Here is a 17,622-nt window from a genome sequence, read left to right as displayed (position 1 = left end):
TGGGCCACTACGGAGACATTCAAAATTGGGGGATGGTCAGTGAACAGTTTCCCGATCCGGTATGACCTTCCTGGACGCCCGTCCGACAGGATCCGACCCACCGTGTACCAGGAGGACGTCTGGGCCTCCGAGAGCCGAACCCCGAACAGCCCCCAGTTCAACGTGGTCTTGCACGAGCGGCTGCGCGGCCGCCTCGACCTACCGTTGTTCCGGGCCTGCGTGGCCGACACCCTGCGCGAGCACGACGCGTTCCGCATGCGGTTCCTCGACGACGGGGGAGTGCCGTTCGTCCGCGTGGAGGACCCGCGGGAGGCGAACATCCCGGTGGAGACGGTCGACCTCTCCGGCGAGGACGACCCCGCCGGCGCCGTCCTCGCCTGGCGGGAGAAGGACCTCTACCGACCACTGGACCAGCACCGCGGCGGCCTCGTCCGCGCGGCACTGCTCGTCGAGGACGCGTCGGTCGTCCACCTGCACCTGAAGGCGCACCACATCGTCGCGGACGCCTGGGCACTCAACCAGGTCTCCGCGCGGATCCTGGCCGCCTACCGGAGACGACGTGACGGCGGACCGGAGCACGAACCCGCACCGCCCGCCTACACCGACGAGTTCGCCCGCACACGCGCCTACACCGAGTCGCGGCAGTGCGAGAGCGACCGGCGGTTCCACCGGCGCAACCTCGAAGGCTTCACCCCCGTGCTCTTCCCCCGCTCAGGTACGGGCCGGACACGACGGGGGAGACACTCCTTCACGGTCGACGGCAAGACCGTGCAGCGGATCCTCGAAGCCGGCGGCTCGCCCATGTCCTACCTCGCCGCGGCCCTGGGAGTCTGGCTCGGCCGCGTGCTGCGCGCCTCCGAGGTGGCGGTGGGCGTCCCCTTCCTCAACCGGCGGACCGACACCGAGCGCCACGTCGTCGGCCACCTCGCCAACAACCTGCCACTGCGCCTGGACGCGGACGAGTCCCGTCCCCTCCTGGAACTCGCCGAGGCCGCCCGCGCGCGGCTCCGGGAGATGCGCGACCACGAACGACTGCCGCTCAGCGAGATCGTCAAGGAGATGCCCACCGCCTCCGACGGAGCGCGCCGGCCCTTCGACGTGACCCTGTCCTACCTGCGCTACCCGCACCCGTCACCGGGGGAGGGGATCGAACGGCGCACCACCGTCATGGCCCCCGTCCACGAGGACAACGCCCTGTCGATCATGGTCCACGCCTTCGAGGACGAGGACGACCTGCGCGTCGACCTCGACTACGCGCGCGACGTCTTCGACGGGGAACTCACCGCGGAGGCGTTCGCCGGACACATCACCGAGCTGGTGGCCAAGGGCTTGGACATGGTGGAACTGCCCGTCTCGGCCCTGTCCATGCTCACCGGTGACGAGTACGAGGACCTGGTGCGCCGCAGACAGGGGGAGCACGCCCACTACCCGCGGGAGAAGACCGTCCACGGGCTCTTCCAGGAGCAGGCGGCCCTCACCCCCGAGCGTCTGGCCGTCCAGGACACCGCCACCGGGGCCGCGTTCACCTTCGCCGAGCTGGACCGCAGGTCCAACCAGGTCGCCCGCGGGCTGCGCGACCAGGGGGTCGGCCCCGGGTCGCGCGTCGCGGTCATGGCCGAGCGCGGTCCCGAACTCCTCCCCGGGCTCCTCGGCATCCTCAAGGCCGGCGGAGCCTACGTGCCCGTCGACCCGGGCTACCCCGGGGCCCGGATCGAGCTGCTCCTCGACGACTGCGCCCCCGCGGCCGTCCTCACCAGCCGGGGCGTCGGCACCGACCGTGTTCCGCCGGGGATCCCGGTGCACCGCGTCGCCGAGCTCTACCGCGGATCGGACCGGCCGCTCGCACCCTCCGCGCAGTCCACCGACGTCGCCTACGTCATCTACACCTCCGGCTCCACCGGCCGTCCGAAGGGTGTGATGGTCGAGCACCACTCGGTGATCAACCGGCTCGCGTGGATGCAGCGCCACTACCCGATCGGCCGCGGCGACACCCTCCTGCAGAAGACCCCCGTCAGCTTCGACGTGTCGGTGTGGGAACTGTTCTGGTGGGGTGTCGAGGGCGCGCGACTGGCCATGCTGCCGCCCGGCGCGGAGAAGGACCCCCGGCGCATCCTCGAAGCGGTGGCCGCCCGAAGGGTCAGCGCCCTGCACTTCGTCCCCTCGATGCTGGGGCCGTTCCTGGACATGGTGGAGGGTGACTCCACCGCCGTCGCGAAGGCCGCGAGCCTGCGCTGGGTCTTCTGCAGCGGCGAGGCGCTCCCGGCCGAGCGGGTCAACCAGTTCAACCGCGTCTTCGCCGAGACCCAGAAGAGGGGAGGCGGGCCGGTCCTGGTCAACCTGTACGGTCCCACCGAGGCCGCGGTCGACGTCACCCGTTTCGACTGCCCGCCCGCGACCCGGGTCGACCGCGTGCCCATCGGCCGACCCGTGCAGAACACCAGCCTGTACGTGCTGGGCGCGCACGGCGGACCGCAGCCCGTCGGCGTCCCGGGAGAACTGTGCATCGGAGGAGTGCAGGTCGCGCGCGGCTACCTCAACCGCCCCGAACTCACCGACGAGAAGTTCATCAAGGACCCCTACTCCCCGGGCGGCAGGCTCTACCGCACCGGCGACCTGGCCCGCCTGCTCTCCGACGGGAACATCGAGTACCTCGGCCGCATCGACGACCAGGTGAAGATCCGCGGCAACCGCGTCGAACTCGGCGAGGTGCAGAACGCCCTGGTGAGCCTGGAGGAGATACGTGAGGCGGTGGTGATCGACCACACCCCGCCCGGCCGCGGGACCGTCCTGGTCGCCTACTACGTGGCCGACGCCGAGCTCGACCCGGGCGAGCTCTCCGCGCGCCTGGGCGCCAGCCTGCCCGACTACATGATTCCGGCCCGCCACGTCCGCCTCGACCGCATCCCCCTCACCCCCAACGGAAAGGCCGACCGGAGGGCGCTTCCCCGACCGTCCGCCGCCTCCCCCTCCAGCGGGGACGAGCCGCACACCCCCACCGAGGCCGCGCTCGCCGACGTGATCGGCGAGGTCCTGGGCCTCGGGCGCGTGGGCGTCGAAGACGACTACTACGCGCTCGGCGGAGACTCCATCACCATGCTCCGGATCCGCGCCCTCGCCGAGCGGGCCGGCGTCGGATTCGACCTGTCGGACCTGGTACGCAACCCCACCGTCCGAGGGCTGGCCGCGGCGATCGGGCGGCGCGGCGGGGCGACCGCCCCGAGGGACACGGCACACCCGCCCTTCGCCCTGGTCTCCCACGTGGACCGGGCACGCCTGGAGGGCCGCGCCGACGCCTTCCCGGTCACCCGGCTCCAGCTGGGGCTCCTGTTCCACAGCAGGCGGACCCAGGAGTCGGCGGTCTACAAGGACGTCTTCCGCTACAGCATCGAGATGCCATGGGACGCACGGCACCTCCGGGCGGCCTTCGACCGGCTGGTCGCGCGCCATCCCGTCCTACGGTCGTCCTTCGCGCTCACGGGCTACTCGGAGCCGCTGCAGATCGTCGACCGCCACGCGCCCTCGGGCGGCCTGGAGACGACCGACCTCAGAGGGGTCGACGCACGGGAGGCCGAGGAGCGGATCATCGCCCACATGCGGGAACGCCGTCGGCACGACTACGTCTTCGAGCGCCCGCCGCTCTACCTCTTCCACGCCTTCGTCACCGACGGCGCGGTCGAGTTGGTGTTCTCCTTCCACCACGCCCTGCTCGACGGGGGCAGCGTCGCCAACCTGGTGAGCGAGCTGCTGCAGGACCATCTGCACTCCTGCGGACTGGACGTCGGCCCCGTCGCGGGCGGGCCGTTGCCGAGCCCCGCCCTGCACGCGGCGGACGAGCGCGCGGCGATCTCCTCCGCGGACGGCCGCGCCTTCTGGAGGGGCCGACTCGCCGGGGCCGCTCCGCCGAACCTGGAGGGCTTCCGGTCCCACGAACCGCCCGAGGGGGACGAGATGATCGTGAGGGAGGTGCGCCCGCCCGACGACCTCCTCTCCCGCGTCCGCGCACTGGTCGAGGAACACCGCGTTCCGATCAAGTCGGTGCTGTTCGCCGCGCACGCGCTCACCCTGTCGGCGATGGCGGGCCAGGACGACCTGTGCACGGGGCTGGTCGCCCACGGGCGGCCCGACGTCGAGGACGGCGAACGCGTCTGCGGGCTGTTCCTCAACACCCTGCCCATGCGCGTCTCACCCACCCGCGGGACCTGGATCGACGCGGTCCACCACGTCGCGGAGGCCGAGCGCGCGGCCTATCCGCACCGCCGGGTGCCGCTGGAGGTGATCCAGCAGGACCAGGGCGGCGCCACCCTGGTGGACACGGCCTTCAACTACGTCCACTTCCGGCAGCTGGGCGAGGTGCTCGGGCTCACCGGTGTGCGCGACCGCGGGTTCACCGCCTGGGAGGAGACCAACTTCACGCTGCTGGTCAACGCCATGACCGACCCGGTGGACGGCCGTGTCCGGCTGCGCATGGACTTCTCCGGCCAGACCTTCACCGCGGGCCAGGCCGACCTGTTCGCCGCCTCCTACACCGAGATCCTGCGCCGTATCGCCGAAAGGCCCCTGGAGGAGGCCGACCCCTCCTTCCTCGCGCCCGCCCCCTCGAGTCCACCGCCCCGACCGGCCCCGCCCGTGTGCGTGGTGCGCTCCTTCGAGGAGCGGGCCGAAGCCGCACCGGACGCCACGGCCGTCGTGTCCGGCGACGACTCCTGGTCCTACGCCAGGCTCGCCGAGGTCTCCGAACGCGTCGCGCGCGCACTCCTGTCGGTGGGGGTGAGACCCGGTGACCGCGTCGGCATCGCCCTGGAACGCGGTCCCCGAGCCGTCGCGGTCCTGCTCGGTGTGGCACGGGCGGGCTGCTCGGCGGTGCCGTTGGACGTCACCTACCCCGCCGGACGGCTTCGGGAGATGGTCGAGCAGGGCGCGCCCAAACGCGTGGTCGTGGCGCAGGCCTACGAGCACCTGATCGACGACGGGAGCGCGGTGCTCGTGGCCGAGTCACTCCTCGACGGGAGCGCGGCCCCCGCACCGGACCGCTCCGCACCACTGCCGCGGGTGTCCCCGGAGGACGAGGCCTACCTGCTGTTCACCTCCGGCTCCACCGGTACGCCCAAGGGCGTGGCCATGCCGCACCGTTCCCTGGCCAACCTCGTCGCCTGGCAGAACAGCGTGCCCAGCGGGGCCGTCGGCGGCCGGACGCTGCAGTACGCGCCGCTCAGCTTCGACGTCTCGTTCCAGGAGGTGTACTCCACGCTCTGCGGCGGGGGCACGCTCGTGGTGATCCCCGAGGACCTCCGCCGGGACGTCCCCGGGCTGCTCCGCCACATCGACGAGGCGGGCGTCGAACGCGTCTTCATGCCCTACGTCGCCCTGCAACGGCTCGCGGAGGCCGCCACCGCGCTGGGCGTCGTGCCACGATCCCTGAGGGTGATCGCCTCCTCGGGCGAGCAGTTGCGCATCACCCCGGAGATCCGCGGCCTGTGCCGCTCCCTGGGAGAGGACGTGGTCCTGGAGAACCAGTACGGTCCGACGGAGAGCCACGTCGTCACGGTCCACACACTCGACGGCGACCCCGCCCGCTTCCCGGCGCTGCCCCCCGTCGGCCGACCGGTCGACGGCGCCCGGGTGCTGGTGCTCGATCCGTCCGGGCGCCCGGCGCCGGTCGGAGGCAAGGGCGAGATCCACCTCGGCGGGGCCTGCCTGGCCTCGGGCTACGCGGGCCGCCCGGACCTGACCCGGGAGAGGTTCGTCGCCGACCCGACGCGGGAGGGCGAACGGCTCTACCGCACCGGTGACATCGGCATGGTCCTGCCCGGCGGCGAGGTCGTCTGCCTGGGCCGTTCCGACCGCCAGGTGAAGGTGCGCGGATACCGGGTGGAGCCGGCCGAGGTCGAGATCGCCCTGGCCGAGGCGGCGGCGGAACTGGGCGCGGAGGCGGTCGAGGTCGCCGTCGTGGCCCGGACCCGTGCGGCGGGGGAGACCTTCCTCGCCGCCTACGCGGTCTCCGCGGAGGCGGACCTGGACGTGGAGGCGCTCCGCCGCCGCCTCCGGGCAGTCCTGCCCGAGTACATGGTCCCCGCGCACGTCGAACGGATCACGGCCATGCCGATGACGCCGAGCGGCAAGCGCGACGACGCCGCGCTGGGCCGCCGGCCGCTCGCGGCGCCCTCCCGGCGCACGTCCGCCCCGCCGAGCACCGCGGAGGAACAGGTCCTCGCCGACATGCTGGGAGACCTGCTCGGCCGCACCGAACTCGGTGTCCACGACAACCTCTTCGACGCGGGCGCCACCTCGATCACGGCGATGCGGCTGGCCGTCCTGGTCGAACAGCGCTTCGGAACGCCGATACCGCTGTCCAGGCTCATCGCCGCGCCCACCATCGCCGAACTCGCGCGGGAGCTGCCCGGGGCCGGAGACGGCGAGCGGCGTCCGGAGAGCGGGTTCGACCCGCTGGTGCGCATCCGCGAGGGCGGGGACGCCGCGCCTCTGTTCTACGTGCACCCGATGGGCGGCAACGTGCTCTGCTACGTGCCGTTCGCCCAGCACCTGCCCGACGACCGGCCGCTCTACGCGCTCCAGGCCTTCGGCGCCGACGCGGGAACCGAGCCCGTGCGGGGGATGGAGGAGATCGCCCGCCGCTACATCGAGGCCATGCGCCGTGTGCGGCCCGAGGGCCCCTACCACATCGGAGGGTGGTCCTTCGGTGGCTTCGTGGCCTTCGAGATGGCCCGCCAACTACGCGCGGAGGGACACGAGGTCGGCTCGCTGGTCGTCCTCGACACCACCGCGCTGGGCGACGACCGCAGCGCGTGGGTCGACGACAACGCCCTGATCGCCTGGTTCTTCTGGGAGCTGCTCTGGCTGGAGCGCGGGGGCGACTCCCCCGAGGCGGTCATCCCCGACGGGGCCGCGACCCTGGACGAGAAGTTCGAGTACATCACCCGCCTGGCGGTGGACGAGGGCGTCCTGCCCCCGGGCAGCACGGACAGCGTCGTGCGCCGCCTCTTCCGGCTCTACGAGGCGAACTGGCGCTCGGCGTTCGAGTACTGGCCCGAGGTCGTCGACCAGGACATGCTCCTCGTGCGCGCCAGGCGACCGCTCCCGGAGGTGCTGCTGTCGATGCACACGGCGATCGGCAGCATGCACGCCGACGCCGAGAACGGGTGGCGGGAGCGGACCTCGGGCCGTCTGTCGGTGGTCGAGGTCGAGGGCGACCACCTCACGATCATGGAGGAACCGTACGTGGCCGACGTCGTGACCGCGGTACTGGACGCCGTCGAACACCCGACCGGCGACGTGGAGGAGTGAGGGCGATGGCACGGACGAGGAACGCGATCGTCATCGGCGCCGGTATCGGTGGCCTGACCACCGCCATCGCCCTGCGCAGGGTCGGCCTGGACGTGCGGGTCTACGAACGGGCCCCGCACATCAGGGCACGGGGGTTCGGACTGTCGGTGATGAGCAACGCCATCGCGGCGCTGGACTCCCTCGGCGTCGACCTGCGGCTCGACAAGCGCGGGAGCACACTGGAGCGCTATCTGGTCAAATCCCGGGGCGGGCGGCTCATCAGGGAGTTCCCCTTCCCCGAGATCGTCGACCGCCTGGGCGTGCCCTGTGTGTGCATCGGCCGCCCCGACCTCTTCGCCGCACTGCGGGAGGAGGCCGCCGGCATCCCGATCGCCCTGGGCCGGGCCGCGGAGGGGTTCGAGGTGGACGGCGGCCGCGCGCGCGTACGCTTCGCCGACGGCGGGGTCAGCGACGAGGCCGACCTGTTGATCGGCGCCGACGGGTTCAACTCGGCGGTGCGCAGGCAGCTGGTCGGTCCGAACGAACCGGCCCACGACAGCGGTTACATCGTCTGGCTGGGCATCACCGAGTACTCCCACCCCCGGTTCACCCCGGGGTCGGTCGTCCACTTCTGGGGCGACGGCATGCGGTTCGGGCTGGTCGACATCGGCCACGGCCGACTGTACTGGTGGGGCACGAAGAACATGCCCGCGGCCGTCTCGGCGGCCTGGGACGGCGGCAAGGACGAGATCCTCGCCGCCTACCACGGATGGCCGGACGAGGTCCGAACAGCCATCCGGGTCACACCGGAGGCGGACGTCCTGTCGGTGACCTCACGCGACCGCCCCTTCCTGGAGCGGTGGGGAACCGGCCCGGTGACCCTGCTGGGCGACGCCGCCCACCCCATGCTGACCAGTCTGGGGCAGGGGTCGGCGATGGCCATCGAGGACGCGGTCGTCCTGGCCCGGCACGTGCAGGCCCAACCCGACGGGCCCCGGGCGCTGCGGGCCTACGAGGACGCCCGCAGGGAACGCACCCGCGCCATCGTGACGGCCACCCGCGCCATCAGCGACTTCGAACAGTCCCAGGGACCGGTCCGGCGGTGGGTCCGCGACGCCTACTTCCGGCACATGCCGCACGCGTCTCTGGTCGGGCGCCTCGAGCCCGCCCTCACCTTCCCCGGAACCGGACTCGGGGACACCATGGCCGCGGACGCGGGAAAGGAGCACCGTTGAGCGAGAAGCGCGAAGCGAGCGAGGAGGCGGGCCCGGTGCTGATCACCGGAGCCTCATCGGGGCTGGGCCGAGCCTGCGCCCTGGATCTGGAGCGGCGCGGGTTCGGGGTGCTGGCCGGCGTGCGGCGCGTCGAGGACGGAGAGAAGCTGGTCGCCGCGTCCTCGCGCGGCCGCCTGGAGTACGCGGTCGTCGACGTGACCGACGAGGACTCCGTCGAGGCCTGCGCCGACCTCGTCGCGTCCCGGTACCCGGGACTGCGCGGTCTGGTCAACAACGCGGGGATCGCCGTGTCCGCGCCGCTGGAGTGCGTGGACAGCGCGACCCTGAGACGCCAGCTGGAGACCAACGTCGTGGGTCAGCTCGCGATGGTCCGGGCCCACCTGCCCCACCTGCGCCGGGCACGCGGCCGCATCGTCAACATCACCTCCGGCCTGGGACGGGTGGCGATCCCCTATCTCGGGGCCTACGCCGCGGCCCAGTTCGCCAAGGAGGCGTTGAGCGACGCGCTGCGCCGGGAACTGGCCGACAGCGGGGTGCGTGTCTCGGTCGTGCAGCCCGGGGCGATCATGACCCCCATCTGGGGCAAGATCGCCTCGGTCGCCGATGAGGCGCTGCGCGGAGCCGCGCCGGGGGTCGCGTCGGTCTACCGCGCCTCCTTCTCCGCCTTCCTGGCGGCCAACGCCGAAGCGGCCGCGCAGAGCGGCACGACCCCGGAGCGGTTCGCCGCGACGGTGGCCAGGGCCCTGACCGATCCCGTCCCCCGCACCCGCTACCGGGTCGGCGCCGACGCCTGGACGGCCGACGTGCTGTCCCGGGTCCTTCCCGACCGCCTGTTGGACAGGCGCTTCGCCGCGATCCCCCCGACGCGGGCGGACTGGGAGGCGGCCGACGCCCTCCGGAGTTCCCCGGAGGAGTGATTCCCGGGTGGGCCGGGGGCGCACGGCCCCCGGCCCACCGGTCAAGGCTTCCCCGGCGTCAGACTCCGTGCGTGGAGAGGCAGAAGGGGTGGCCCGCCGGGTCCAGCAGCACCCGCCACACATCGGGCCGAGGCTGGAACGACGCCATCACAGCGCCCAGAGCCAGCATCCGGTCCTGAGCGGAGTCCAGGTCGTCGACGCTCAGTTCGATGTGCGCCTGTTTCTGCTGGGCGGGGTCGGGCCAGGACGGGGGCCGGTAGTCGGCCTGCCGGACGAATCCCAGCCCTGGGGCGTCCGCGCGGCCGAGCAGAACGAAGTCGTCGCTGGAGAACAGCACGGGCAGACCGAGGGCGTCGCGATAGAAGCGGGCGAGTTCGGCCGGGTCCGGGCAGTCGAAGTCGACGGAAAGGAATCGGATCACGGGGGCGGACGAGGTGTCTCCTGTGCTCATGGTGGGACCGTAGAAGGCGACCCGGACAGGTGCTGTCCGGGTCCTACCCCACACTGGGTGACTGTGATGGGTACCACTTCCCGACTGCTGCGCCTGGTGTCTCTGCTGTCCACACGACCGGTCTGGACCTGCCGAGAACTGGCTGAGCGCATGTCGGTCACCGACCGGACGGTCCGCCGTGACATCGCCCGGCTACGGGACCTGGGCTACGGAATCGAGTCCGACCCGGGCCCCTGGGGCGGCTACCGCCTCAGCCACGGCGCCCGGATGCCGCCGCTGGTCCTGGACGACGAGGAAGCGCTCGCCGTGGCCGCCGGCCTGCGTTCGGCCGCGCTCAGCGGGGCCCTGGGCGCGGGCCAGGCCGCGCTGTCAGCCCTTCTGAAGCTCCAACAGGCCATGCCCCGGCGGCTGGCCGGTCGGCTGGGTGAACTCGACGCCACCCTGGCGCACACCCCGCGGTCCGAGGAACCGCAGATCAGCCCGAACAGGCTGCTGGAACTGGCGACGGCGTGCCGCAACGGGACGCGCACCGAGCTGTCGTACCGGGACCACGCGGGGCGCGCGACGGTCCGCTACGTCGACCCGTACCGCCTCGTCCACACGGGCCTTCGCTGGTACCTCGTCGCTCGCGACGTCGCTCGGGGCGAGTGGCGTACGTTCCGGGCCGACCGTGTGACGGGGACACGGCTCACCGCCGAGCCCACCGAACTGGTCGATCCGCCAGACGCCGCGTCGTTGGTCTCCCGGAGCATCGCGAGCGTCGTGTACCCGGTGTACGCGACGGTCCGGTTCCCGCTTCCCCTGGACCAGGCCCTGGCCGTGGTCCCGCCCACGATCGGCGCGCACACCCCCGACGGCCCCGACGCCACCGTGGTCGAGATCGGCGGCAACGACGTGGAACAGCTCGCCGGCTACCTGCTCGGCCTGGGCACCCCCGTCCGTGTGCTCTCCACCGACGCCGTGCGTGAGGCACTGCTCCGCCGCACCCGGGCGCTGCTCGAAGCCAACGAATGACGTGGTCGTTCACGGCACCGTGTCCCCGGTCCCGGTCTCGTCGGGCGGCGGTGAAGTCACTCGTCGACGGTTTTGTGAGGAATCGGGATTCTCGGCCCAAAGAGGTATCAGGGTTTTCCCGGTGAAAAGTCCTGGTGCCGGATCGGATGTCGAAGACCGGACCGTACACGCCGATCCGGAGAGCGCCCATCGTCTGACACAGTCCTTACACATGTCCCCTGAACCGCGGAATTTCGAATTCTCGCGGGAACCAGGCGATGCCTGAACCAGGATCCCGGTCTCCTGTCCTAGTTTTGTGCGGAGCGGACCCGGCGGCGGCGCCCGCCACATGATGGGAGGAAACCGATGCGACGTCGATTCATCACACGCCGTTTGGCGGCGACCGCGGCCGCGCTGAGCGTGCTGCCACTCACCGCGGGCGGCGTCGAGGCCTCCACCGGCACCCCACCGGCCGACCGGGGAGAGATCATCGCACCACGCGAGTTCAGCGGCATCACCTGGCTGGCCACCTCCGACACGGCGGGGAGCGACGGGGAACCCCAGCAGATCTTCCTGGTCTGCCACGACACCAGGGACGACTACGCCGAGCGCGACCTCCCGCGCCTGTCGATCGTGCGGACCCCCGTCGACACCGACGGGATCATCGTCGACGAACTCGACGTCGCGTTCCCCAGCGTGCCCAACGACCTGGAGAGCATCGCCCGGGTCCCCGGGCGCGACGAGGCCCTGCTGGTGGAGAGCAACGCTGACGGCGACGACCCCGACCCCACCATCTACCTCGCCAGGTGGGACGAGGACCTCGACATCACCATCGCGGGCGCGGTGCCCTGGCCCAGGACGCCCGAACCGCTGGTGAACGTCGAGGCCACGGCTGTCGCGACGGTGCGCGGAAGGGACTACTTCGTGTACGCCGAGCGGGCGCAGGGAAGCGACACCACCAACGTCAACATGACCCGCCTGGCGATCGGAAGGAACGGCGAGATCAGGTTCGGCGGGGAGTGGACGTCGGTTTCCTTCACGGCCAGCGCACCGCCGGACGCGCGCCCCGCCTCGGGTATGGACATCGACAGGCGAGGCAACGTCTACATCTCGTCCGCGTACGATCCCGGCGACCTCGGCCCCTTCGACAGCGCCGTGTACCGTGCCGCGGTGGTCCGCCCGGGCGGACCCATCGGCGCCCGGCTGCGTCCGGTCAGCCCGCCGGAGGAGCTCGCGCGCAGCTCGGGGCTCAAGGTCGAGGGCGTCGCGCTGGTCGACGGCTCCTTTCCGATGTTCATCAGCGACGACGACGAGGACTACGGCGGCCTGCTTCGCCAGCTGCGGGTGACGCGGCCGGGCGACAGCTCTTGAACCCGCGCTCAGGGCGGTCGGCGACACCGTCCCCGGCCGCCTCCGGTTCCCGTGCCGGATGGGTGCGGGTGGCGCGTGAGGACGACAGGAAAGCGAGGCCGTAGATGGCTTCTCGGGACGGGTCGGTGTTCAAACGCTGCGGATCCCGCCAGGAGGCCACCGGCAAGTCGCTGGGTGCGAAGTGTCCGAAGCTGCGCCGTGAGGACGGGGCGTGGAACTCCCGCCACGGCGAGTGGGCCTTCCAGCTGGAGTTGCCGCGCACCGGTGAGGGGAAGCGGCATCAGGCGCGGCGGGGCGGTTTGGGCTCGCAGGAGCAGGCCCAGGCCCAGCTCGATCACCTCAAGGTGCTGATCCGCCTGGCCGACGAGGAGACGGACGTCGAGGTGCAGGTCGCCGACCTGATCCAGCAGGCGCTCAAGGCCCGTCGCCCGTTGCCGGAGGCGACGGAGGTCAAACGCCGCATCGGGGCCGGGGCGCGTACCCGCGAGAAGATCCCGACCGTCGCGCAGTGGCTGAAGGAGTGGTTGGACGGCAAGCCCGATCTGGCACCCAAGACCCGGGCCTCCTATGAGGGGCACATCCGTAACCACCTCGTGCCGCACCTGGGGGCCACACGCCTGGACAAGTTGACGTCGTGGCAGGTGGAGGAGATGTTCGCCGCGATCGAGGAGAACAACCAGCGGATTCTGGAGTGCCGCGAGTCCGACGACGCCAAGGTCCGCGCGTCGGTGAAGGGCCAGCGGGTCATCTCGCTCTCGACCAAGCACCGCATCCGCGCGACCCTTCGGAGTGCGTTCTCCGAAGCGGTGCGGCGCCCGGACCTGCCGGTGGCCGTGAACGTCGCCTCGCACGCCCGGTTGCCGTCGTGTCCGCGTACCAAGCCGTTGGTGTGGACACCGGAGCGGGTGCGCCAGTGGCAGATCGATGGGGTGGTGCCGGGGGAGGTGATGGTGTGGACCCCGGAACAGACCATCACCTTCCTGACCCACGCGAAGAAGTACCGGTGGCTGTTCCCGATGTTCCACCTCATCGCCGTCAAGGGACTCCGGCGAGGCGAAGCCGTGGGCCTTCCGTGGGCGAACACCCGGTTGACCGATGGTCAGGTCGACATCCGCACCCAGGTGGTCACCTTGGGGTGGAAGACGATCACCACCACGCCGAAGAGCGCGGCCGGACGGAGGACGATCACTCTGGACTCCGGCACCGTCAAGGTGTTGCGTTCCTGGAAGCGGTTCCAGAACGAAGCTCGCCTGCAGGCGGGGCAGGGGTGGGTGGATTCGGGGTTGGTGTTCACCCAGCCTGATGGGTCGGGGTGGCATCCGGGGGTGGTGCCCCGGTGGTTCAACCGGATCGTGAGGGCTGCGGGGTTGTCGCCGATCCACCTGCACGGGCTCCGTCACGGTGCCGCGTCCCTGGCGTTGGCGGCGGGGGCGGACGTGAAGGTGGTCTCCACCGAGTTGGGCCACGCCACGACTCATTTCACCCAGGACACCTACCAGACGGTGTTCCCCGAGGTCGCCAAAGCGGCGGCCGAGGCGACGGCGGCCCTGCTCAGGCCCGTCCGCGCGTAGCGGCGGTGGGGTAGCCGGACCGGGGAGCACACCAGGAGCGAGAAGAAGCCCTTGACCCCGGGCCACACGGGAGACTCACTCGTGCTGGCCTGGGGTTTCCTCGTTCCCGGGGTTGTCATCCCATCGGATCAAAGGTCTCCTCTAGGGTGAGCGGATGGTCGAACCTGATCTGCGACCTCCTCAGGAGGTGTTCGCTGCGTACACGATCGAGATCGGTGCCGAGCCGCTGGAGTGGCCGTCGCGGAACTCGGTGGGTGGCTGGCCCTTCCTCGATGAGGGGCAGGAGTGGCCGGAGTGCTTCTGCGGCGAGCGGCTGGTGCTGTTCTTCCAACTGGATCTTCCCCAGGATCTGGGGCCCTTCGGTGGTGACCACCTGCTGGTCTTCCATTGCCGCGCGCACAACGAGGTCGCTGACCTCGAACTGTCCGATGACGGTCGGTTGGCACCCCGGTACTGGGATGATCCAAACGAGTCGTTCTGGCGCGTGCTGCTCCAGCGCCGCGCAGTGCGGCCTTCGGCGGAGTCCGAACCGTCCCTGCGCGCTCGGCCACTGACGCTGCGGCCCTTCACAGACACCCTCAACGAGCGGGGGAAGGGAGCCCAGATCTTCAAGGTGGGCGGCACGCCGTCCTGGGCGCAGGACCCCAAGCACTACCAATGCGCGTGCGGTGCCGAGCTGGTGTATGTGTGCCAGGTGCCGGAGGATATGGGGTTCGCTGTTGTTCCGGGACAGCCGGAGCAGCCCGACAGCGGCGCGGAGGGCCACTATGACCTGTTTCTGGGGAACGAGGTCTACCTGTTGGCCTGCCCGGAGCACTGTGATCCGGCGGCGGTCTGGCCGGTGAACCAGAACTGAGCCCCACCGGATCAAAGGTCCAGTTGGATAGCGGTATTGCTTGCATCCGGTTCTACTCGATTGTTTTTCGCTAGGTGGTGTAACTTAGGAGGTCGGTTCCTTCAAAGTAGGTACACCTCCTTCTCGTGGTCCGCTATTGGATACGAGAATTTGCTACTTCGATAAGAGATTCAAACTCCTCTGCTAGGCTGTAAAAAACTGATATTTTTGGAGATCAGTTGAGCTCCCATATTCGGACAGAGCCACTTCGGTCGGTATTGGTGCTAGCAGTGGCGAGCAGGGCGCCATCGGGGCTGAAAGCCACCGACTGAACCCGACTTCCGTAGTCGTCCAGACTAGTGATGAGGTCACCGCTTTCAGTGTCCCAGAGTCGAGTAGTGCCGTCTGTGCTGCCGGTGGCGAGTGTAGCGCTGTCGGGGCTGAAAGCCACCGCTGATACGGCTTCGTCGTGTCCAGTGATGGTGGTGATTGGCTCTCTGGTGTTGGCGTCCCAGAGTCGGGCGGTGCCGTCTGCGCTGCTGGTGGCGAGTGTAGCGCTGTCGGGGCTGAAAGCCACCGCTGATACGGCTTCGTCGTGTCCAGTGATGGTGGTGATTGGCTCTCCGGTGTTGGCGTCCCAGAGTCGGGCGGTGCCGTCTGCGCTGCTGGTGGCGAGCGCAGTGCCGTCCGGACTGAAAGCCACCGAAACCACGGAGCCGTTATGCCCGGTAAGAGTGGTGATCAGGTCGCCTGTCTCAGTATCCAGTAACTGGGCGACAACGTTGTCAGAAGTGGAACTGCCATACTCTCTACCGACGGCGATCGTGGTGCTGTCGGGACTGAAAGCTAACGCATATACGGCTTCGTCGTGTCCAGTGATGGTGGTGATCGGTTCTCCGGTGTTGGCGTCCCAAAGTTGAGCAGTGCCAAATGAATTACCGGTCGCGATTATGAATCCGTCCGGACTGAAAGCCACCGACAATATAGTGTTGTTGCCTGGCATCGATGATTCGTTGCTCGTGATAGTGGTGATGAGTTCGCCGGTGGTGACATCCCAAAGTTCGGCAGTGCTATCGGTGCGGCCGGTGGCGACTGTAGTACTGTCTGGGCTGAACGCCACTGAATACGCGTCTCCGTAGCCTATGCGGGTAATCGAGGTGGGTAGCAGCGCGCTGGATTCAGACGTACTGAACTCATCTGCCTCGGATTTACCCATGCCAGGTTCGCTCGCCCCGGACTCACCGAGGCGCGGGTTGGAGATGTACCACGAGAGCAGGACGACCGCGGCGATGACTGCGGATATCCCGTAGAACCACGATGCCCTGACCTTTCGCTTCCCACGGTGTTGGTCAGGACGTGCCTTTGTTAGGGGGGTGGCCTTCGCGAGGGAGGTCTTCCCAGCGTTCGGAGGAGGGCTTTGGGCTTCGGCGCGTTGCGGGACAGCGTCGCCCTCCCCCTTCGTCTTGGTTGCAGCGGGGGGTGTGACTCGGGGTTCGCGTGGTGCGGGGGAGGACTCTTCCTTGGATCGTGTCGGGATCGGCGGTGTCGGTAGAGGACGGGTGGCCGGTTCGGGACGGGACGGTGCGGTGGGCTGAGGCGGTGGCCAGGAGTCGTGAAGGTCGTGGTCTGCGAAGCGGGCCAGGATCTGGTCCGGGGTGGGTCGTTGGGCGGGGTCGTGGTTCCAGCAGGCGGTGATCAGGTCCCGGGTGGCCGGGTCGATGTCGCCGGGGTCGGGTGGTGGGCTGATGAGGCGGCGCAGGGTCTGGGCCATGGTGGCGCCGTTGAAGGGGTTGGTGCCGGTGGCGGCGTAGGCGAGCACGGTGCCCAGGGAGAACAGGTCCGAGGCCGGGCCGACGCGGGAGCCGTCGGTCTGCTCGGGCGACATGTAGGGCAGGGTGCCGAAGATGGCGCCGTGGGTGGTCATGCTGTCGGCGTCCAGGGGGCGGGCGATCCCGAAGTCGATGATGCGGGGGCCGTCGTCGGCCAGGATGATGTTGCCGGGTTTGAGGTCGCGGTGCACCAGGTCACAGGAGTGGACGGCCTTGAGTCCTTCGGCCAGGCCGGTGGCCAGGACGTGCAGGGCGGGCGGGGTGATGGGCCCGTTCTCGCGCACGGCCTCCGTCAACGTGGGTCCGGGGATGTGGGCGGTGGCGATCCACGGGGCGTCGGCGTGGGGGTCGGCGTCGATGATCTGGGCGGTGTGGAAGCCGCCGACACGGCGGGCGGCCTCGGCCTCGCGGGCGAAGCGTGCGCGGAAGCCGGTTTCGTTGGCGAGTTCGGGGCGGATGACCTTGACGACGAGCTGTCGTCCGGAGGTGGTGCGTGCGAGGTAGACCTGGCCCATGCCGCCGGTACCCAGGCGTGCGGTGAGCTTGTATTCGCTGATGTGTGGGGGGTCGGTGGGGTGAAGGGGTTCCACGGGGGGCTTTCTGCCAGGGGGAGGGCTGGTGGTGGGTGCCCGGTGTGTCAGGTGAAGGACTCGTGGGTTGGTGGACCGGTGGGTGGGGTTGGGGTCTGGTTCTCTGCGGTGTGCTTCGTGCCATCTGATTGTGGCGCGGGAACCCGTGTGGGGTAAGGGGTTTCGGTGGAATCGGCCGTATGCGGCCGGTGGGGCGACAGGGCGCACCCGGGCCCAACGGTGCCCCACACGACGGCTGTGGGGCGCTGACGGGCGGACACGGGGCACACCCCGCAGGGTCACGGGACGGCACAATGCTCCGCGAGGTGGGTGCCCACCTGTACGGGACCTTGCACTGGGGAGCACACGAGGAGCATTTCAGGCCCGGATCCGGGCCTGCCGCCTCGCCTGTTCGATTCGCGCGTCCCGCCTGAACTGGGGTTTTGTGGCGCGCTCGGCAGGATTTGAACCTGCGGCCATCGGATGAGAAGTCCGGTGATCTGGTGTAGCCACGTGGCACTTCGTGCCGTTTCGTGTCACCCCAATCGACCCGCCGCGCCATCCGAGGAC

9 protein-coding genes are annotated in these 17,622 nt (G+C 70.1%); 7 read left to right on the top strand and 2 right to left on the bottom strand.

Annotation, left to right across the window (positions count from 1 at the left end):
- Nucleotides 1-102 precede the first annotated feature (102 nt).
- The 3 genes from KIK06_RS15435 to KIK06_RS15425 are packed head-to-tail and all read left to right on the top strand — an operon-like array spanning nt 103 to nt 9,433.
- Nucleotides 103-7,302 carry an amino acid adenylation domain-containing protein gene (locus KIK06_RS15435; protein WP_268643708.1) on the top strand — a complete coding sequence of 2,400 codons (7,200 nt, stop codon included), beginning with the start codon at nt 103-105 and terminating at the stop codon, nt 7,300-7,302.
- 5 nt (nt 7,303-7,307) lie between these two features.
- A complete protein-coding gene (locus KIK06_RS15430; RefSeq protein ID WP_268643707.1) occupies nt 7,308-8,516 on the top strand; it encodes an FAD-dependent oxidoreductase in 1,209 nt (402 codons plus the stop codon).
- Nucleotides 8,513-9,433, top strand: coding sequence for an SDR family oxidoreductase (locus KIK06_RS15425; RefSeq protein ID WP_017601788.1), 921 nt, complete (start codon nt 8,513-8,515; stop codon nt 9,431-9,433). Before KIK06_RS15430 ends, KIK06_RS15425 begins: the two co-directional genes overlap by 4 nt.
- 58 nt (nt 9,434-9,491) lie before the next feature.
- On the opposite strand, the gene KIK06_RS15420 is transcribed toward KIK06_RS15425, so the two are convergent.
- On the bottom strand, nt 9,492-9,884 hold the full coding sequence (locus KIK06_RS15420; protein ID WP_017601789.1) for a VOC family protein: 393 nt from the start codon (nt 9,882-9,884) through the stop codon (nt 9,492-9,494).
- 66 nt (nt 9,885-9,950) lie between these two features.
- Between KIK06_RS15420 and KIK06_RS15415 the strand changes: the two genes are divergently transcribed.
- From KIK06_RS15415 to KIK06_RS15400, 4 genes are all read left to right on the top strand, one after another.
- Nucleotides 9,951-10,898, top strand: a complete 948-nt coding sequence (locus KIK06_RS15415) for a helix-turn-helix transcriptional regulator (RefSeq protein WP_268643705.1) — start codon at nt 9,951-9,953, stop codon at nt 10,896-10,898.
- Between the two features lie 345 nt (nt 10,899-11,243).
- Nucleotides 11,244-12,248 (top strand): hypothetical protein, encoded by a 1,005-nt coding sequence (locus KIK06_RS15410; RefSeq protein WP_268643704.1) that lies wholly within the window; start codon nt 11,244-11,246, stop codon nt 12,246-12,248.
- Between the two features lie 104 nt (nt 12,249-12,352).
- Nucleotides 12,353-13,819, top strand: a complete 1,467-nt coding sequence (locus tag KIK06_RS15405) for a tyrosine-type recombinase/integrase (RefSeq protein WP_268643702.1) — start codon at nt 12,353-12,355, stop codon at nt 13,817-13,819.
- 154 nt (nt 13,820-13,973) lie between these two features.
- Nucleotides 13,974-14,675, top strand: coding sequence for a hypothetical protein (locus KIK06_RS15400; RefSeq protein ID WP_268643701.1), 702 nt, complete (start codon nt 13,974-13,976; stop codon nt 14,673-14,675).
- 214 nt (nt 14,676-14,889) lie between these two features.
- Here the strand turns inward: KIK06_RS15400 and KIK06_RS15395 are convergent, their stop codons facing one another.
- On the bottom strand, nt 14,890-17,073 hold the full coding sequence (locus KIK06_RS15395) for a WD40 repeat domain-containing serine/threonine protein kinase (protein ID WP_268643700.1): 2,184 nt from the start codon (nt 17,071-17,073) through the stop codon (nt 14,890-14,892).
- Nucleotides 17,074-17,622 lie beyond the last annotated feature (549 nt).

This window comes from Nocardiopsis sp. EMB25 (assembly GCF_026797795.1).
Classification (GTDB): Bacteria; Actinomycetota; Actinomycetes; order Streptosporangiales; family Streptosporangiaceae; genus Nocardiopsis; species Nocardiopsis lucentensis.
The sequence above is the reverse complement of the archived record's forward strand: the minus strand, read 5'-3'. Positions and strand labels throughout refer to the sequence as shown.